This is a genomic window from Bradyrhizobium sp. 14AA, assembly GCF_054185205.1.
Genome location: NZ_JAVAYM010000008.1, coordinates 239,004 through 256,761, shown reverse-complemented (window position 1 = coordinate 256,761; position 17,758 = coordinate 239,004). Strand labels below are relative to the sequence as shown.

Genomic DNA, 17,758 nt, shown 5'->3' with positions numbered 1-17,758 from the left:
GCAGATCCGTGGAGACCAAGATGTCGTTTCGTTCCGCCCTGATCCTCTCGACCGTGCTCGCCGCATGGTCCGCCGCGGCTGCGGCCGAGACCATCAAGATCGGCGTGACGCCGGGGCCACATGCCCAGATCCTCGAGGCCGTGAAGCCGATCGCCGCCAAGCAGGGTCTCGACATCCAGCTCATCGAGTTCTCCGACTATGTCGTGCCGAACGCCGCGCTCGATGCCGGCGAGATCCAGGCCAATTCGTTCCAGAACCAGCCTTATCTCGACAACCAGAAGGCCGATCGCGGCTACAAGATCGAGGCCGTCGGCCTGACGGTGAATTTCCCGATCGGCGTCTATTCGAAGAAGCACAAGGCCTTCGCCGACATCCCCGAGGGCGGCAAGGTCTCGATCCCCAACGATCCGACCAATGGCGGCCGCGTGCTGCTGCTGCTGCGCGACAAAGGGGTGATCAAGCTGAAGGATGGCACCGGCTTCAAGCCGACGGTGCTCGACATCACCGAGAACCCCAGGAAGCTGAAATTCATCGAGGTCGACGCGGCACAGGCGCCGCGCGCGCTCGACGACGTCGACGCCGCCGCGATCAACACCAATTATGCAACCCAGGCGGGCCTCGACCCGGTCAAGGATCCGATCCTGCGCGAGGACCCCAAGGGTCCCTATGTCAACCTGATCGCCGTTCGCGCCGCCGACAAGGACAAGCCCTGGGTCAAGATCCTCGTGGACAGCTACCACACGACGGAGGTCAAGGAGTTCGTCCTGACCAAGTTCAAGGGCGCGGTGCTGCCGAGCTGGTAGGCAGTCTGCCCAGTCAGGCTCCAGCGCGCCGGGGCGATCCCGGCGGGCAGCCTTGCGTATGAGCCTTGCGCAATGCCCGCTTGTCTGGAGCCGCGGCAACCGACATCATCGGGGTCGTGGCCATCCTCGCCCGACAGGGGTCGTATGAAACGCTTTGCAAATCTGAAACGACTGGGATTTTTCACGCGGCTTCTGGATGAAGCCCCGCCCGCCGAGCGATACCGCTTCGCGGCCGAACAGATCGTGCGTGCCGAGAAGGCGGGTCTGGATTCCGCGTGGATCGCGCAGCATCATTTCCACGAGCGCGAGGGCGGCCTGCCGTCGCCCTTCGCCTTCCTTGGTTACGTCGCCGCGCACACCTCGCGCATCCGCCTCGGTACCGGCATCGTCACGCTGCCGCTGGAGAGTGCGGTGAGGGTGGCGGAGGACGCCGCGGTGCTCGATCTGCTCTGCAACGGCCGCTTCGAGCTCGGCGTCGGCACCGGCGGTAACCCTTCGGCCTTCGCTGCCTTCGGCCTCGACGGCTCCCAGCGCAACGAGATATTTGCCCGCAACCTGGAGGTCGTCCGCGCGGCGCTGACCGGCAAGCCGCTCGACGGGGGCGACACGCTCTATCCGCAGCGGCCGGAATTGGACAAACGCATCTGGCAGGCGACATTCTCGGTCGCGGGCGGCGCACGTGCCGGCAAGGCCGGCGACGGCCTGTTGCTGTCGCGCACCCAGCCCCGGGCCAAGGACGCGCCAAAGGCTACCCTCGCCGAGATCCAGAATCCCATCATCGACGCCTATCTCGAAGCGCTGCCCAAGGGGGCCGAGCCGCGCATCATGGCCTCGCGCAGCGTCTTCGTCGCCGACGATCATCGCGAGGCGATGCGCTTCGCAGACATCGGATTGCGGCGCGCGCTGCCGCAGTTCCTCAAGGGCGGCCACGCCAAGCCAGGGGAGACGCTGGAGGAGATGATCACGGCGTTCGACACCCATGTTGGCGCTGCCGACGAGGTCATCGCCTCGCTCCGCACCGATGCGACGCTGGAGCGGATCACCGACCTCGTCTTCCAGGTCCATTCGGTCGATGCGCCGCATCCCCATGTCCTGCGCTCGATCGATCTGGTCGCCGAGAAGGTCGCGCCGGCGCTGGGCTGGACCCGGACGGCGGCGCCCGAGGTGGCGCTGGCGGTCTAGTCGAAATGAATGTGATCGTGTTGCACGAGGCTGAATGAGATGAGTACGAAAGATATCATCGACACGCTCGCCGGGATCGAGCCGGGCTCGGCCCTGGACGCCATTCGCGCGCGTCGTCTGCAAGCGCGCGAGAATGCGCAGAAGAGCTATCTCTCCCTGTTCGAGCCGATCGACACCGGCGATGTCTCGCTGCTCGAACGCGCCGCGGTCGCGGCCTTCGTGACCGGGCTGCATGGCGAGTCCCCGGTTGCCACCTTCTATCGCGAAAAGCTCGCGGCGAGCGCGGGCGGTGCGGCTCTGCTTGAATCGATCGACGCCGAGATCGCGCGCGGCAAGACCTCAGGTCCGTATGGCTCGTTTCCGTCAGGCCCGCTGTCGGTCGAGAATACGGCCGGCTTGATTTATCGCGTGAGTGCGGCGGGCAAGTCCGCGCTCGGCGCCCGGCTCGTCGCGGCGCTCGAGCACGCGCACCTGCTGGTGTTCCGGCCGCGCGACGCCGCGTCCGCCGATATGAAGGCGCTGCTCGCCGCCGGCTGGTCGAACACCGGCATCGTCACGTTCTCCCAACTCGTCGCGTTCCTGGCGTTTCAGGTGCGGGTCGTCAGCGGCTTGCGCACGCTCGCCGCAGCGAACGCATAAGAGGAGGCTGCATCATGAGCGCCACCGTCAATCCCCCCGTCGTGTTCACCCAGGACGAGCTCGGCTGGGTCTCGTGGATCGATCCGCTGCCCGAGGCCGAGCTGACCGAGCGGCATTTCGCCGGTCTCGTCGATCGCGCCCGCGCCAAGTCGGAATATTTCCGCCTGCTGGTGCGCGATCCCGAGGTGCTGGAAGCCCGTACCAAGACCGACAAGGACATCTTCTACAACGTCGCCGACGGCCTGCCGCGCGCCGAACGCGAGCTCGCGGCCGCGGCGACCTCGCGTTACAACGGCTGCATCTATTGCGCCTCGGTCCATGCGCGTTTTGCCAGCACCTATTCCAAGCGCCGCGACGACGTGCAGCGCCTGCTCGACGAAGGCGTCAAGGCCGATCTCGGCGAGCGCTGGAATGCCGTCGTCAAAGCCTCGGTCGCATTGGCCGCGACGCCGATCGCCTTCGGCCCCGACAATGTCGAGGAGCTGCGCCGTGCGGGTCTCGACGATGCCGAGATCGTCGACGTCATCAATGGCGCCTCGTTCTTCAACTGGGCCAACCGGCTGATGCTGTCGCTCGGTGAGCCCTCGAAATAGGCAATCTCGGCGGCATAGAAATTGCTGCTTGTTTCAACACTTGAGTGGATGGAGCCGTGCATGAGCAACATCGATCGTCGTACCCTGGTCAAGGCCTCGCTTGCTGCCATGATGGCAGGAGCGGCGTCACGCGCCGCCTTCGCGCAATCCTCCGAGCCGATCCTGCTCGGCGTCAGCGGGCCTCTCACGGGACCAAACGCGCAATATGGCACGCAGTGGAAGCAGGGCTTTGATCTCGCGCTCGACGAGATCCAGGCGGCCGGCGGCATCAATGGCCGCAAGCTCGCCTACAATTTCGAGGACAGCCAGAGCGATCCGCGCCAGTCGGTGGCGATCGCGCAGAAATTCGTCTCCGATCCCCGCATCGTGCTGGAATTGGGCGATTTCTCCAGTCCCGCCTCGATGGCCGCCTCGCCGATCTACCAGCGCGCGGGTCTCGTGCAATTCGGCTTCACCAATTCGCACCCCGACTTCACCAAGGGCGGGGACTTCATGTGGAGCACGTCGGTCAGCCAGGCCGACGAGCAGCCGCTGCTGGCGTCCTATGCCGTGAAGCGCCTTGGCCTGAAGAAGCTCGCGGTGCTTCACCTCAACACCGATTGGGGCCGCACCAGCCGCGACCATTTCGTCAATGCCGCGAAAGAATATGGCGCGGAGATCGCGGTCACCGAGGGCTATATTGCCGAGGAGCGCGACTTCCGCTCCACCCTGGTGCGCGTGCGCGATGCCAATCCGGACGGGCTGATCCTGATCTCCTACTATTCCGACGGTGCGCTGATTGCGCGACAGGCGCGGCAGGTCGGGCTGAAGCAGGTGATCTGCGCCGCAAGCTCGGTCTACTCGCCGAAATTCCTGGAGCTCGGCGGCGAGGCGGTCGAGGACGTCCATGTCGGCACGCGCTACTTCCCCGAGGACACGCGGCCCGAGGTGCAGAAGTTCATCGCGGGCTTCAAGAAGAAGTATAACGGTCTCGAGCCCGACGCCTTCAATGCCTACGCCTATGACGCAATGAACATGGCGGCCGCCGTGGTGAAGATCGGCGGCACCGATCGACGCGCCATCCGCGATGCCTTCACGAAGGTGAAGGATGTTTCGAGCGTCATCTTCGGCACCGCGACGTTCGACGTCGCGACCCGCCGCGTCAAGGGCGCCATGAACGCCGAGCTCGTCGTGCGCAAGGGCCAGTTCGCGCTCTGGGACGGCAAGCCGACCTGACATGATGGCCGGAGCTCTCGCTCCGGCCGCTTTTCTCTCGATGCGGGGACCATCGCTTGTCTTCCTGGCTCGACTACACGATCAACGGGCTGATCGTCGGTAACGTCTACGCCCTCGTTGCGGTCGGGCTCGCGCTGATCTTCGGCGTCAGCCGGCTGATCAACTTTGCGCAAGGGTCGATCTACCTCGTCGGCGCCTATATCGGCTGGGTGGCGGTGGTGCAGCTGCACACGCCGCTGCCGCTCACCATCATCGTGGTTGCAGTGGCGGCCGCGCTGGTCGGGTTGATCATCGAGCGGTTCGGCCTGCGTCCGCTGCAGAATTCGGTACGCATCGCGCCGCTGCTCGCGACGATCGGCATCAGCTTCGTGCTCGATCAGTTGGTGATGCTGACCTTCTCGCCCAATCCGCGGGCGCTGCCGAGCCAGTTGCCTGATGTGCGCTTCCAGGTCGGTGGCGGCACGATCGGACCTCTTGATCTCCTGATCGCGGGCGTCGGCCTCACCAGCGCGCTGCTGCTGTTCGTGTTCCTGCGCTACAGCAAGCTCGGCTGGGCCGTGCGCGCCGCCTCGCAGGATCGCGACGCCGCCATGCAGATGGGCGTCGATGTCAATCGCGTCAATCAGGCGGTGTTCGGCATCGCGGCTGCGCTTGGCGGCGTCTCCGGCATGCTGGTCGGCATGTACTACAACCAGATCGACACCGCGATGAGCCTTCAGGCGACGCTCAAGGGCGTCGTCGCAGAGGTGGTCGGCGGCGCCGGCAACGTGCCCGGCGCGGTGATCGGCAGCCTGCTGCTGGGACTGGTCGAGAGCTACGGCGTCGCCGTGTTCGGCACCAGCTATCGCAATCTGTTCGCATTCCTGCTGCTGGTCGTCGTGCTCGTGCTGCGGCCGAACGGCTTGTTCGCAAGTGCCCGGCAGGCGCCGCCCGAGCCGCTCACCGGTACCTTCATTGCGCCGAGCCGTCCCGTGCGCATTCCCCGCTGGGCTCTGCTGGTCGCTGCCGCGATCTTCGCGATCCTGCCGCTGTTCCCGGTGTCCTTCTACGTGCTCCAGACCCTGATCAATGCCTGGCTGCTCGGCATGCTCGCGCTCAGCCTGACACTCGTTGCGGGCACGGTGGGGCAGGTCTCGCTGGGACACGCTGCGCTGCTCGCGATCGGGGCCTACACATCGGCGCTGCTGTCGCTGACCTTCTCCGTCCCCGTCGGCCTCGCGATCATCGGCGGCGGCCTGATGAGTGCCGCGCTCGGGACCGCGTTGATCTCGCCGTCGTTCCGCCTGCGTGGGCATTACGTGTCGATCGCCACCCTCGCGATTGGCGAGATCGTCTCGCTGGTGATCCTGAACTGGGAGAGCGTCACGCGCGGTCCGATCGGCATCTCCGGCATTCCGCCGCTGTCGCTGTTCGGCTACGATCTGGTCAGCCCGTCCTCGATCTACTGGTTCAGCTTCGTTGTGATGGTCGTCTTGGCGCTGCTCCAGGGGCGGTTGCTCGGCTCGCATCTCGGCCGCAGCTTTCGCGCCATCCGCGACGACGACATCGCCGCGCGCGCCTACGGCCTCAGCCTCAACCGTTACAAGTCGCTGGCCTTCATCTTTGGCGGATTCGCCGCCGGCGTCAGCGGTGGCATCGCCGCGCATCTCTATTCCTACATCAACCACGAGACCTTCAACACGCAGCAATCCATCCTTGCGTTGACCGTCGTGATCCTCGGTGGCCTCGGCAATGTCGTCGGGGCCATCGTTGGAGCGGTGGCGCTGGTCGGCCTGCCGGAGGTCTTCCGGATCGCCGCGGAGTATCGCATCCTGATCTACGGCATCGTGCTGCTGCTGCTCGTGCGGTTCAGGCCGCAGGGCTTGTTGGGGACGATGTGATGGCGGAGCAGCACACGACCATGCTGTCCCTGCGCGGGCTGACGCGCCGCTTCGGTGGCCTCACCGCGGTCGACGCCATTGATCTCGATCTCGCCAGGGGCGAGCTCATCAGCATCATCGGCCCGAACGGCGCCGGCAAGACGACGCTGTTCAATCTCGTGACCGGGCTCGACCGGCCCGATGCCGGCGTGGTCCATTTCGAAGGTCGGGACGTCACCGGCCTGTCGCCCGAACGGCTCGCGGCCGAAGGTATCGCGCGCACGTTCCAGCTCGGCCGCGTCTTCGGCAATCTCAGCGTCATGGACAATGTCCTGATCGGCGCGCACACGCGGCTGCGCGCGGTCAAGCCGGCGGTGCCGGTGATCGGCCCGCTGCTGGAATTGGGACTGGCGCTGCTGCGCCCCGCCAGCGTCAGGGCCGAGGAAGAGCGGCTGCGCGAAGAGGTAAAGGCCATCCTCGCCCGCTTCGGCGAACGGCTGCTGCCGCGCATCGATCAGCCCGCCTACAGCCTCTCCTACGCCAACCGCCGCCGCGTCGAGATCGCGCGCGCGCTCGCGCTCAAGCCGCGTCTGTTGCTGCTGGACGAGCCGACCGCCGGCATGAACCCGACCGAGACCGCGGAGATGCAGGCGCTCGTCGCCGAGCTGAAGGCGGAGGGGCTGACCATCCTCCTGATCGAGCACAAGCTCGAGATGGTGATGCGCCTGTCCGATCGGGTCATCGTCATGGACGAGGGCAAGAAGATCGCGGAAGGCGTGGGCGAAATGGTGCGCAACGATCCGAAGGTGATCGAGGCCTATCTCGGCCACGGGCTATCGGGAGCGTCGGAGCAGGAGAGCGCGGCATGACAAACGCCCCCGAGCCGTTGCTCGCGTTATCCAACGTCAACACCTTCTACGGCCAGGCGCAGGTGCATTTCGACCTGTCGATCACGGTCGCGCGCGGCCATATCGTCTGCCTGCTCGGCGGCAATGCCAGCGGCAAGTCGACGACGATGAAGATCATTTTGGGCCTGGTGAAGCCGCGCTCCGGTGAGGTGACTTTTGATGGCGCCTCGCTGATCGGACTGACCACGCCGCAGATCGTCCGCCGCGGCATCGCCTCGGTGCCGGAGGCGCGGCGGTTGTTCGCCGACATGAGCGTGCGCGAGAACATCCTGATGGGCGCCTTCGTGCGCAATGATCGCGATGCCGTGGCGCAGGATCTCGACAAGATGCTCACGTTGTTCCCGAAGCTCGGCCAGCGATTGTTGCAGCGTGCCGGCTCCTTGTCCGGCGGCGAGCAGCAGATGGTGGCGATGGCGCGCGCGCTGATGAGCCGTCCCAGGATGATCGTGATGGACGAGCCGACGATGGGCCTGTCGCCGCTCTATGTCGACCGCGTGCTGGAGCTGATCCGCACCATCAACCAGGAAGGCGTGTCGGTGTTCATGGTCGAGCAGAACGCCAGCCTCGCGCTGGAGATCGCGCACGAGGCCTATGTGCTGCAGACCGGCAAGATCGTGCTGTCAGGCTCTGCGCGTACGCTGAAAGACGACCCGCGCATCCGCGATGCCTATCTCGGCGGCTCCGAGGCGGCATAGCGCTCAGGCCGAAGCCGCGCTCTGCGCCACAGGCAGATCGTCGCCATGGGGATCGCCCGGCGCCGTCGCCCAGGCGAGCTCCACCAGCGTCACGATCCTGCGGCCGCCGCCGTCGAGCTGGACGACGATCAGGCCCTGCTCCTCCATGTAGCCGAGCAGGCGCTGCGCCCGGCGCAGCGAATGCGAGCCATAGGCGCGGGCGATCGCGGCATCGCCGGGACACGGCCAGCCTTCCTTCGCCGCGCGGGCGATCATCATGAAAACGCCCTGCATGTCGTCGGGCAGGATGGACGCGCGCAGCGACACGTCCTGCCAGGCGTCGTCCTCGGCGATGTCGGTGCCGAGCCCGGCGCGGGCATGCGTCAGCATGCGGCGGAATTCGTTGAGATCAGGCACGGCCGAGCCGAGCCCCTCGATGCGACAGCGGACCACGAACTCCTGATAGAGCACGCCGATGGCGCGGAAGCCGGCGTCGGGCTCGGCGAGCACGGCGCGCAAGGTGCGGTCCACGCGCTCGCGCCGCTCCGCCAGCTCCTCGGCACTGACCTGTACCTCGACCATCTCGGGCCGGATCTCCGGCGTGGCAGCCGCCTTCGCGGCGCGGAGCTGTTCGAGCAGGTCAGGCGCAGGCCGCCGCTGCGGCCGGCTCGCATCGGGCGGCGGCGCGGCCAGGATGACCGCGCGCATATCTTCAATCGTGGATTCCGGCAGCGGCATCAGGCGCGGCGTCGAATTGCGCGGGCTGGTGTCGGTCGCGCCGATGTTCAGACGCAAGGGGCGGCGCGACAGCGCTGGGCCCAGCGCCATGAACTGCCCACGCTCGAGATCACGAAAGGCTTCCGCCTGCCGCCGCTCCATGCCGAGCAGGTCGGCGGCGCGCGCCATGTCGATGTCGAGGAAGGTCCGGCCCATCAGGAAGTTCGAGGCTTCCGCCGCGACGTTCTTGGCAAGCTTGGCCAACCGCTGGGTCGCGATGATGCCGGCGAGGCCGCGCTTGCGGCCGCGGCACATCAGATTGGTCATCGCGCCGAGCGACAGTTTTCGCGCCTCGTCCGAGACTTCACCCGCCACCGCCGGCGCGAACAGCTGCGCTTCGTCCACCACCACCAGCATCGGGTACCAATGGTCGCGGTCGACGTCGAACATCCCGCCGAGAAACGCCGCCGCGCGCCGCATCTGGTTCTCGGCGTCGAGCCCTTCGAGATTGAGCACGGTGGAGACGCGATGCAGCCGCGCGCGCTCGCCGGCGACCTGAAGGCCGCGCTCGGTGTGGTCCTCGGCCTCGATCACCAGGTGGCCGAAGCGTTCGGCCAGCGTGACGAAGTCACCCTCGGGGTCGATGATGGCCTGCTGCACCCAGGGCGCGCTCTGCTCCAGCAGCCGCCTGAGCAGATGCGATTTGCCGGAGCCCGAATTGCCCTGCACCAGGAGGCGGGTCGCCAGCAGTTCCTCGAGGTCCATGGCCGCCACGGCGCCTGCCGTGGTCTGCCCCATCTCGATCGCAACCGTCATGTCCCCGACTCAAGCCCTTCCATTCGCGGACAGGGGCTTACCAACCCGGTCGGGGCGCGTCGAGCGTTCCAGCGCGAATCATGCCGTGTTGCCCACGGCGGAGTTCAGGCGTGGTTCGACAACCGTAGAAGTGCGGGCCGATAGGGGGCCTGCGGATCGTCGTCCTCGTTCTCGGGGATGGCGCAGGAGCCGAATTCCTGCCTGATGCGCTCGATCTCGGCGATGCGTTCGTACAGCCGCTGCAGGTGCTCCTGCGAATTCGCGCGCCAGAACCGGAAGGTGTCGGTGGTGAGCGGCAGGAATGCGGTGCCTGATAGCGTCGGATCGGGAACAATGGTGCGCCCGAGCAGCAGGAACCGGTTGTCGCCGGAGACCACGAGGGTCGCGTAGCCGCGATTACCGATCCGTCTGATCCCGTTCAGCGACCATTCGACGAGCTTGCTGAAATACGGCTCCTCGCGCCAGCGATCGGGACAATCGTCGTCGACCGTCACGTTCACCGCGTCCTGGCTGAAATGCACGATGATGCCCGACTTCGCCGGAAACCAGTCGTCGTCGAGATGCCCTTGCAGCCAGGCGCAGACGAATGACCGGCACATCTGCGGGCGGCGGTCGTAGATCGTGCAGCAGGTCCCCGCCTGCCAGTGTTTGCAGAGCTGGTTCACCGGCTTGTCGACACCGGCCACCTCCAGGATATCGCAGCAGGCGTTGCACGATCCGCATTGCCGGGCGGGCCGCGCCGCTTTCGGCAGGCCGGTCGCACGAAAACCCTGGTCGTCGCGAACCAGCAGCTTCTGCTTCTCCAGCGCGTTCAATGCACGTTCGATCTTGAGACGGGACAGTCCGGTGGCGTCGATCACGCCCTTCATCGTCGTCGCGCCGGCCTCTACCGCGCGGACGACGCTCAGCATCGCCTGATCCATTGCTTTGTCTTCTCTTGTTCTTGTCTGGATCCCGAACGGGAAAGGTCGTGCAAGACAATTGACTTGCTAAGCTATTTTGCTCGCGTCCATGCGCGAGACAAGAAGGCGAGCCCGCCGCGCACGCATGCAGCGCTTGCACAAATGAAGGATCACTCCTGGAGGGTGAAACCTGTTTTGCGTACGTGATGGCGAGGGGTTACGCGCGCTTTGGTTCAATTCGCGCGGAAACAACGCGATTTGACGTCGAGACATGACGGGCAACATGCCGTTGTCTCACGCAGACGTGATATTTTTGCTTGCGTACGCGAGCGACGTCGGAGCGACACGATCGCGTGATCGACGAGCCGCCATCATGCCCGTTGAATTCGCATCATACCGGGAACTGTTCTGCGCCACGCCGCGTCGAATGACGCAGATCAAGGTCTGCGACGCCGGGACCTGATAGCTGGAGCCATGACCTTTCTGACCTTCCTCACGGCGACCTGCTTCCTCCTCGCCATGCCGGGACCGACCAACACCTTGCTCGCGACATCGGGGGCGGGGATCGGCATCTCGCGGTCGCTGCATCTGCTTGCGGCAGAGCTGTGCGGCTATCTGCTGGCGATCGCGCTATTGCGGCTGGCGCTCGGTCCCGTCGTGAGCGGCATCCCGGTTGCCGCCGTCGTGCTGCGCGTGGCGGTCAGTGTCTACATCCTGGGTCTTGCCGTCATGCTCTGGCGCGTCAATACGCGCGAGCTGCGCGACGGCGCCGCGGTGACGTTCCGCCATGTGCTGATCACCACGCTGTTGAACCCGAAGGCGATGGTGTTCGCCTTCCTGCTGCTGCCGCTCCAGGCCGGATTGCTCGAGTTGCTGCCGTGGCTTGCCGTGATCGCGCTTCAGATCGTCACGGCTGGTGCTGCGTGGGTGACATTGGGCGCAACGCTCGGCCGCGGAGCCCGCCGCCTGGGGCGCCCCCACCTCGTCACGCGCACCGGCGCGGTCACGCTCGTCGCGGTGACCGGCCTGATCTGGCTTCAATCATTTTTGAGCGCGTGAGGGCCGACGCACCGCCACGCAAGCGGCGCGCTACTGCGCGCCCGATCCGCCCTGCACGATCTTCTCGTTGAGCTTCAGGTCCACGGTCTCCACCGTGCGGTCGATCTCGCCGTTGGGCACGCCGAGCTGATGCGAGATCAGCTTCACCAGGAGGTCGACGCGCTCGATGAAGGGTGCGCCGCTCGCCACCGCGCGCGCGGCCGACGACGGCTTGAGCAGGCTTTCGGCGGCCTTGGCGTATTTTGCGAACGGCACCTGGTCCTGCGGATCGGCGCCGAGACGACGGGCGATTGCGTCGACATGGTCGTAGATCGTCTGCGAGCGCTTGAGATCGCCATGAACGGCGTCGCGGATCGACTGCGGCTCGTGCGGCGTGATGCAGCGGTAGTTGCCCGTGAGCAGCATCGACCATTTCGCCAGCGGCACGAACAGGGAATCGAACACTTTCAGCTTCACCGGCACGTCGTGGCCGTCGAGCGTCACCGCGTCGATGTCGGCTTCGAGCTCGCGCAGCAGCTTGTTGTGCTTCTCGTCGGCGAAGACCGACGCCTTGAAGTTCGTGGGCAGGCCGACATGAAGCACGTTCGCGGCCTCTTCCGGCGGGCGAAACGCCTGCGGGTCGGGCGAGCACAGCGTCACCAGCCCCGGCTCGAACCGCTCCCACACCTGCGCGTTGGTGTAGGCCTCTTCCAGATCCATGTCGGCCAGCGCCGGAATGCGCTTCAGATAGGGCAGCGGCGGCATGTTCATGATCGACAGGCACGGCAGCTTCGCCGCGGCGATCTTGACCATGAGAACGCGGACGGTGTGGTTGGTGTATTGCGGCTCCTGCATCGCAAGGCCGACCAGATCGTAGCGGGAGAGGTCGACATCGGCCGGCGTCACGGCGTCGAGCTTGCCGGGCAGGTCGCGCGAAAAGATCGCCCGGTGCGCCGCCTCGTCGCGTAATTTGATGCGCACCTCGGTACCGTTCCGGTTGATCAGCTCCGCGGTCTTGGCGCGGCACACGAGGGTGACGTTGTGCCCCGCCATCAGCAGCTTCGTGCCCAGCAGGGAGCCGTAGGAAGCTCCGAGAATCAATATGTTACGCGCCATGTTCCGTCCCTTGGAGATGTGATGATTTTTGCGCCCCGGCGGTGGCCTCAGGGCGGGTTGTCGGCATGTAAAGCGAAGTGGCCGGCAATGGCAACTGGGATAATGCATACAAGGCGCGGAAGACTTGGCCGGCAGCCCCGCGCAGGGCTCGCCGACAAGAATGCGACGAACTCTTGCGGCGAAGGACTTGCAGATCCCTATGGTTGCTCAAAGCAAGGATATTTTTGGGAAGCTCGGAATGTCGCGCGTCTCACCTATCCCGGCTCACCACGAAAGGCGGTCATGCGTCGTCATATCTTGCGCGCGGTGCAGGGATGAGCGAGCAGTCGTCTTCTCGATTGTATCGTCGCGTCGACGGTCGCATCGATCGAGCGGCAATCCGCCGCATCTTTCTTCGTTCTCGTGATTGGCGGCACGCTGGATACAGCCATAAGAAAATCACGGTGAAGATCGATATGGCCGTGCCTGTTCTGTCATCAAATGGCAGCCAATATTTAGTCGTCGATCGCAACAAAAAACTACAAACCTGGCACCGCAAAAATGGCAGAGTGGCGCGGGGCCGCAACTGTGTATCAGCAACGGAGCTGAGACGTGACGATTGAGTTGGAGCCGGCGTGCAACGTGTGTTGAGAGCCGCTCGTCGGGACTATACGCCGTTTGGTCCAGTGCCTTCGCCGGCGCAAAGCGGAGACGAAACGATCATCGGACGGAGTTCTGCTGCGCCAAAGGCCGGACCCTGCGCGGGGCGTGATACCCTTGCCCTGCGCAGCGTCGAAATGCCGGCGACAGCGATCGACGAGGCGGGCAGCATCGGCAGACGCAAGCTCGATGGACGCGATCAGGTACGTCTGCAATCGCATCGGGCAGGCATGCAGGGCGCTGCGCCGGAAGCAAAGCCGGCAAGTCCAGGCAATCGCTGACGGCGCCGCTCGGGGAAAGTCATGGAAGGTGATTATTGGCCTCACGGCGCCTGCGATGGCGCCGGTGGAAGCCTGGTACGCTTGCGGAAACGCGCGTCCGAATTTTTCGAAAGTCTGTCCGTCGCAGAGCTTGCGCGCAAGGCGCACAGGCATCTGTGGGCTGCGGACTGGTTGCGGGTCGCAGAAGATTATCGGACCTCCGCCGAATCCGCGCTCGCAGACGGCTCCGGTCGGATTGCGTGCGAAGCGTGGATTTGCTCGCTGACGGCCTTCGAGGTCGCGCGCAGCCTGTCTTGTCCGGACGATCTGGTGAGTACCGACCTTGCAGACCGGGGCGGTGTCAGCCTGAGCAGCTTCGAGGATGACGCGGTTCTTGCGATCGAGCGCGTTGAGATCGATGGCCTCGACCTGGGGGCGTTGACTGGCTTCTTCCTGCCGGCGTCCCGCCGCGGGCCTTCCGCGCCCGCGGTCATCTGTATTGCAGACGAGGAGATCAGCCTCGCCTCGATGATGAGCAGGCTGCTGCCGGCCGCGCTTTGCCGGAACATGTCACTCTTGCTCATCGATGCCGGCAATTCACCTGTTCGGCGCGCATTGAAGCCGGAGCACGCCCTCCAATGCTGGCTGGACTATCTGGACGCTCGGCCGGACGTCGACTCGCAGCGGATCGCGATCTACGGCGAAGGAACGGGCGCCAGTCATGCCTCCCGCCTTGTTCTCTCGGATCGCAGGATAGCCGCCGCCGTGTGCGACGGCGGTCTTTTGCGATCGGTCATGCGCCGGGCGTCGGTTCACTGGATGACAGGCGTTGAGCAGGCCGCCTGGGATGGAGCCTCCGCGCGTCCGTTGCTATCGCCGCGCCGAATAGCCTGCCCGCTTCTCATGATCGTCGGGAGCCGCTCGATGGTGCGGGAAAAGGAGGCTCTCGAACTGCAAGCCGGCTACCGCCAGGCCGGCGCCGACTGCTCTGTCGTCGTGCCGAACCGCATCCCGTATCCTGAGGGCGAGACCGAGAACTTCATCACCGTGGACGATTTCATTTTCGAATGGCTCGACAGCAAGCTCGGGGCTGCCCGTCGGCTCGATCCCGTCACCTATCTCTAGAGCCTGATGAAATCAGGTTCGGCGGGGTCCGTGGTTCACCGCTCCCTCAGGGAAAGGTGAACCGAGTCCTGAGGCGCGCATCGACAACAGCCCGAGAGCACGCCGACGATACGCCCCATCCCGTCGCGCTTTGGCTGCGTCGGGAAGAGCTGCGGATCACGAAACGTCGATGGCGAGCAATCGTGCAGCGAGGCGGGCGTTCTTGGCGATCGTCGCGAGCGCGGCGTTCAGATCGGCGAGGGTCTTTTCGTCGAGCTCGTTGAACATGGTCGAATTCAGGGCGAGCTTTCTCTTGGACAGTTTCTCGATTTCCGTCGTCGCCTTTTCCGTCAGCGACATCAGAACGAAACGGGCGTCGTCGGCTGCCGGTCGTCGCGATAGAAACCCGCCCTTCTCGAGGCTCTTGGTCTGGTTGGTCACAAAGGCGGGGTGGACCCGCAACTTGTTCGCAATGTCGATTCCCGCGACGCCGCGCCCCTCATCCAGTTCGGTGATGGCCATCATGATCAGCCATTGCGGCTCGGTAATGCCCAGCAGTACGGCCCAGCTGCTGTGGATGTCCTCCAGCTGCGAATGAATTTCAACGATATTCCAGATGAAGTCCGTAATCGCCCGGTCGAGCTTCTTCTCGATCATATGGCTCCCCCCGTTTGCCTGATCATTTTTCTTTTTGTCTTGATCGGTCTTTTACCGGGATATTGGCAAGCCGTCTCGCATATCGTGCGCGGAACAGTTCATTGGGGAAATCGTGCCGCCACTTAATAGTTGCAGAAAACAATTGATTAAGTTATGTCGTTGGCACTCAGAATTTGCTGCTCTTGGCCATTGTCAATGGACGGCGATGTGAGACCTCCAAGAAAGCCCTCGGGATGCCCCCTGAGGGCTTTTTCTTTTAGTTCAGCGACTTGTGTCGCGTCGCGCAACTCCTGTTGCTCGCAGGCAACAGCGCCTTCCGAACTTGTACTTCATCAAATCAATGAATTGAGACGATTGTTTTTATAAACTATATGTGAAGCACGACGGAGGGGGGGCACCTCGCTGTCGTTTCAGTCCGGACCTTCAGTGCGGACCTGAATTGAACGGAAATTGAGAGGGTCAAGCGGCCTCCACCGAGGAGCCGAGCCCCCTGAACCGACCTGGAGGTTTATCTAATGAAGTTTACGAAGACGCTTCTTCTCGGCTCGGCAGCCGGCCTGATGGCCGTCTCCGGTGCGTTCGCAGCCGATCTCCCCGTGAAGGCCAAGGCGGTCGAATACGTGAAGATCTGCTCGCTCTACGGCGCCGGCTTCTACTACATCCCGGGCACCGACACCTGCATCAAGCTCGGTGGTTACCTGCGTGCTGACGCAAACCTTGGCACCAATTCGGACTTCAATCCGAACCAGAGCGGCACTGCCGGTGCTCGCAACCGCCTGATGAACTACTACACCTTCCGCGCTCGTGAAGACCTCAACATCGACACCCGCACCGCGACCGAGTACGGCGTGGTCCGCACCTTCTTCGACGGCGTCTTCACCTGGACGACCGGCAACTATTCGAGCACCGGTTCGGCAACGGGCGGAACCCAGTACAGCGGTACGCTCGGTCTCAACGCTGCGGGCACCGGCCTCGTCGGTTCGAACGGCTCCGGCGCGGTGAACGGCACCGACGGCAACACCTCGGCCGGTGCGCTCGGCGTGTACTACGCCTTCATCCAGTTCGCCGGCTTCACGATGGGTAAGGCCGTGTCGCAGTTCGACGCGCCCTGGACCAACTATCCCGGCAACATCACCGACAACCTCGTCGGCGGCAGCGGCACCGTGACCGGCGTCACCCAGTTCACCTACACGGCCGATTTCGGTCAGGGCGTGACGGCGGCGTTCTCGGCTGAAGATGCGACCCAGTACTATCAGGCCGGTAACCTCAACATGACCGGCGCGACCGCGGGCGGCATGATCGGCGGCTCATACGGCACCAACACTGTCGGCGGCTCGCGTTCGCCGAACCTCGTCGGTATGGTGCGTGTCGACCAGGCTTGGGGCCTGTTCCAGGCGTCGGTGGCTGCGCATGACAACCACGTCGGCTACTACGGTGCGAACGAGACCACCGGCCACCCCGACGACAAGTGGGGCTGGGCGGTTCAGCTCGCTCTCTCGATCAAGAACATCCCGACCGGCGCGGGTGACACGATCAACATCCAGGCCGTCTACACCGACGGGGCAACCCGCTACAACTTCCAGAACCTGTCGGGCAGCTCCTACGCGCTGTACGGTAATTCGGGCGTTGCTGGCGCCTACGGCAGCATCGGCTTCGCCAACGCTCCCGACACGGTGTTCGTGACCGGCAGCTCGCAGGAAACCGTCAAGACCTGGGGCTTCCGCGGCGCGTACACCCACAACTGGGATGCGGCCTGGAACACGGCGATCTACGGCGCCTACGCTCAGGCTCAGTTCGGCACGCTGGCCAAGACCACCCTCTGCGGCGCCGGCGGTGCTGGCGGCGTGTTCGGTGGCCTGGCGGGTGTGACCAGCTGTAACCCGGACTTCGCGATCGCCCAGCTCGGTCTCGTCACCCGCTGGACCCCGGTCAAGAACCTGACGTTCTCGGCCGACCTGTCCTGGACCCATCTCGACCAGAAGTACTCCGGTACGGTTGGCGTCTCCCCGAACGTCGTGACCGCGAAGCCGGCCGCGACCTACGAGCTGAAGGATCAGGACTCGATCGCCATGATCCTCCGCGCTCAGCGCAACTGGTAAGATCTGTCGAGCCATTCAAACGAACACCCGGCGGGAAACCGCCGGGTGTTTTTTGTTGCGTGGTCGAGCGGGACGATCCGCAGATGATCCGTAGCCCGGGTGAGCGCAGCGATACCCGGGAAACCCCGCGCAAAGGTCCCGGATGTCGCGGAGCCTGTCATCGGGTGGCGCTCTGCGCCGACCCGTTGGCTCATCCGGGCTACGGGGCCGGCCTGTGTCGCCCCTGAGTCAATCCCATCGGGCAAAAATATTCCACTTTACCGAAATTCGGATTTGACGTAGATATTGCACATCCCGGCTCATCCTTGAGGGGCGATCTTGTGGTCGTCACGTTCGCGAGCCGGGGCTTGCGGTGGACGCGGCAGCGTCGGGCGCGAAAGTTAAGGGCAGGGCGGATTGCTCTCCGTGAGCCCGAGGCTTCGCGCCGGATGAGCGGCGCTGCTAGGCTTCGTCTCGTCTGTAAGTTTCCGGCTCTGTCGACAGGGTCGGGAAAACTGCGGCGAAATGGCGGGCCGTGCGTACGGCAAAACCGTGTGG

The 17,758-nt window shown here is 64.7% G+C and carries 16 protein-coding genes; 12 read left to right on the top strand and 4 right to left on the bottom strand.

Annotated elements, in window-relative coordinates; all coding sequences use genetic code 11:
* Positions 1–8 precede the first annotated feature (8 nt).
* The 8 genes from RAD15_RS17420 to RAD15_RS17385 all read left to right on the top strand — a co-directional run bounded on the left by RAD15_RS17420 (position 9) and on the right by RAD15_RS17385 (position 7,894).
* Complete coding sequence (locus RAD15_RS17420; protein WP_458179368.1) at positions 9–803, top strand: MetQ/NlpA family ABC transporter substrate-binding protein; 795 nt, start codon at positions 9–11, stop codon at positions 801–803.
* A 144-nt stretch (positions 804–947) separates the two neighbouring features.
* Positions 948–1,985: a putative FMN-dependent luciferase-like monooxygenase gene (locus RAD15_RS17415; protein ID WP_458179367.1), complete on the top strand. Its 1,038-nt coding sequence runs from the start codon at positions 948–950 to the stop codon at positions 1,983–1,985.
* Between the two features lie 39 nt (positions 1,986–2,024).
* The gene (locus RAD15_RS17410) at positions 2,025–2,624 is read left to right on the top strand and encodes a CMD domain protein (protein ID WP_458179366.1); all 600 of its coding nucleotides are present in this window, start codon (positions 2,025–2,027) and stop codon (positions 2,622–2,624) included.
* Positions 2,625–2,638: 14 nt separating this feature from the next.
* Positions 2,639–3,217 (top strand): alkylhydroperoxidase domain protein, encoded by a 579-nt coding sequence (locus RAD15_RS17405; protein WP_458179365.1) that lies wholly within the window; start codon positions 2,639–2,641, stop codon positions 3,215–3,217.
* Positions 3,218–3,277: 60 nt separating this feature from the next.
* Positions 3,278–4,432 carry an ABC transporter substrate-binding protein gene (locus RAD15_RS17400; protein WP_458179364.1) on the top strand — a complete coding sequence of 385 codons (1,155 nt, stop codon included), beginning with the start codon at positions 3,278–3,280 and terminating at the stop codon, positions 4,430–4,432.
* Positions 4,433–4,488: 56 nt separating this feature from the next.
* Positions 4,489–6,312 carry an ABC transporter permease gene (locus tag RAD15_RS17395; RefSeq protein WP_458179363.1) on the top strand — a complete coding sequence of 608 codons (1,824 nt, stop codon included), beginning with the start codon at positions 4,489–4,491 and terminating at the stop codon, positions 6,310–6,312.
* On the top strand, positions 6,312–7,160 hold the full coding sequence (locus RAD15_RS17390; protein ID WP_458179362.1) for an ABC transporter ATP-binding protein: 849 nt from the start codon (positions 6,312–6,314) through the stop codon (positions 7,158–7,160). The genes RAD15_RS17395 and RAD15_RS17390 overlap by 1 nt, the downstream gene beginning before the upstream one ends.
* A complete protein-coding gene (locus tag RAD15_RS17385; protein ID WP_458179361.1) occupies positions 7,157–7,894 on the top strand; it encodes an ABC transporter ATP-binding protein in 738 nt (245 codons plus the stop codon). Before RAD15_RS17390 ends, RAD15_RS17385 begins: the two co-directional genes overlap by 4 nt.
* A gap of 3 nt (positions 7,895–7,897) precedes the next feature.
* Here RAD15_RS17385 and RAD15_RS17380 read toward each other — a convergent pair whose 3' ends face one another.
* Positions 7,898–9,406 (bottom strand): helicase HerA domain-containing protein, encoded by a 1,509-nt coding sequence (locus RAD15_RS17380; protein WP_458179360.1) that lies wholly within the window; start codon positions 9,404–9,406, stop codon positions 7,898–7,900.
* A gap of 104 nt (positions 9,407–9,510) precedes the next feature.
* Positions 9,511–10,329, bottom strand: a complete 819-nt coding sequence (locus tag RAD15_RS17375; protein ID WP_458179359.1) for a YkgJ family cysteine cluster protein — start codon at positions 10,327–10,329, stop codon at positions 9,511–9,513.
* Positions 10,330–10,782: 453 nt separating this feature from the next.
* On the opposite strand from RAD15_RS17375, the gene RAD15_RS17370 reads away from it, so the two are divergent.
* Positions 10,783–11,367 (top strand): LysE family translocator, encoded by a 585-nt coding sequence (locus tag RAD15_RS17370; RefSeq protein ID WP_458179358.1) that lies wholly within the window; start codon positions 10,783–10,785, stop codon positions 11,365–11,367.
* 30 nt (positions 11,368–11,397) lie between these two features.
* Here the strand turns inward: RAD15_RS17370 and RAD15_RS17365 are convergent, their stop codons facing one another.
* The gene (locus RAD15_RS17365; protein WP_458179357.1) at positions 11,398–12,462 is read right to left on the bottom strand and encodes a ketopantoate reductase family protein; all 1,065 of its coding nucleotides are present in this window, start codon (positions 12,460–12,462) and stop codon (positions 11,398–11,400) included.
* A 314-nt stretch (positions 12,463–12,776) separates the two neighbouring features.
* Here RAD15_RS17365 and RAD15_RS17360 point away from each other — a divergent pair, with 314 nt between their 5' ends.
* Complete coding sequence (locus RAD15_RS17360) at positions 12,777–13,064, top strand: hypothetical protein (RefSeq protein ID WP_458179356.1); 288 nt, start codon at positions 12,777–12,779, stop codon at positions 13,062–13,064.
* A 339-nt stretch (positions 13,065–13,403) separates the two neighbouring features.
* A complete protein-coding gene (locus RAD15_RS17355) occupies positions 13,404–14,486 on the top strand; it encodes an alpha/beta hydrolase (RefSeq protein ID WP_458179355.1) in 1,083 nt (360 codons plus the stop codon).
* Between the two features lie 156 nt (positions 14,487–14,642).
* Here RAD15_RS17355 and RAD15_RS17350 read toward each other — a convergent pair whose 3' ends face one another.
* Complete coding sequence (locus RAD15_RS17350) at positions 14,643–15,122, bottom strand: MarR family winged helix-turn-helix transcriptional regulator (protein ID WP_458179354.1); 480 nt, start codon at positions 15,120–15,122, stop codon at positions 14,643–14,645.
* A 515-nt stretch (positions 15,123–15,637) separates the two neighbouring features.
* Here RAD15_RS17350 and RAD15_RS17345 point away from each other — a divergent pair.
* Entirely contained in the window at positions 15,638–17,221 is a 1,584-nt protein-coding gene (locus RAD15_RS17345; RefSeq protein WP_458179353.1) for a porin, read from the top strand.
* The last annotated feature ends 537 nt before the right edge of the window (positions 17,222–17,758 follow it).

What these genes read in the sequence shown, in the direction of transcription:
- RAD15_RS17415 (WP_458179367.1), top strand. Translation starts at nt 948, where the DNA reads ATGAAACGCTTTGCAAATCTGAAACGACTGGGATTTTTCACGCGGCTT.
- RAD15_RS17410 (WP_458179366.1), top strand. Translation starts at nt 2,025, where the DNA reads ATGAGTACGAAAGATATCATCGACACGCTCGCCGGGATCGAGCCGGGC.
- RAD15_RS17405 (WP_458179365.1), top strand. Translation starts at nt 2,639, where the DNA reads ATGAGCGCCACCGTCAATCCCCCCGTCGTGTTCACCCAGGACGAGCTC.
- RAD15_RS17400 (WP_458179364.1), top strand. Translation starts at nt 3,278, where the DNA reads ATGAGCAACATCGATCGTCGTACCCTGGTCAAGGCCTCGCTTGCTGCC.
- RAD15_RS17390 (WP_458179362.1), top strand. Translation starts at nt 6,312, where the DNA reads ATGGCGGAGCAGCACACGACCATGCTGTCCCTGCGCGGGCTGACGCGC.
- RAD15_RS17385 (WP_458179361.1), top strand. Translation starts at nt 7,157, where the DNA reads ATGACAAACGCCCCCGAGCCGTTGCTCGCGTTATCCAACGTCAACACC.
- RAD15_RS17380 (WP_458179360.1), bottom strand. Translation starts at nt 9,406, where the DNA reads ATGACGGTTGCGATCGAGATGGGGCAGACCACGGCAGGCGCCGTGGCG.
- RAD15_RS17375 (WP_458179359.1), bottom strand. Translation starts at nt 10,329, where the DNA reads ATGGATCAGGCGATGCTGAGCGTCGTCCGCGCGGTAGAGGCCGGCGCG.
- RAD15_RS17370 (WP_458179358.1), top strand. Translation starts at nt 10,783, where the DNA reads ATGACCTTTCTGACCTTCCTCACGGCGACCTGCTTCCTCCTCGCCATG.
- RAD15_RS17365 (WP_458179357.1), bottom strand. Translation starts at nt 12,462, where the DNA reads ATGGCGCGTAACATATTGATTCTCGGAGCTTCCTACGGCTCCCTGCTG.
- RAD15_RS17360 (WP_458179356.1), top strand. Translation starts at nt 12,777, where the DNA reads ATGAGCGAGCAGTCGTCTTCTCGATTGTATCGTCGCGTCGACGGTCGC.
- RAD15_RS17355 (WP_458179355.1), top strand. Translation starts at nt 13,404, where the DNA reads ATGGAAGGTGATTATTGGCCTCACGGCGCCTGCGATGGCGCCGGTGGA.
- RAD15_RS17350 (WP_458179354.1), bottom strand. Translation starts at nt 15,122, where the DNA reads ATGATCGAGAAGAAGCTCGACCGGGCGATTACGGACTTCATCTGGAAT.
- RAD15_RS17345 (WP_458179353.1), top strand. Translation starts at nt 15,638, where the DNA reads ATGAAGTTTACGAAGACGCTTCTTCTCGGCTCGGCAGCCGGCCTGATG.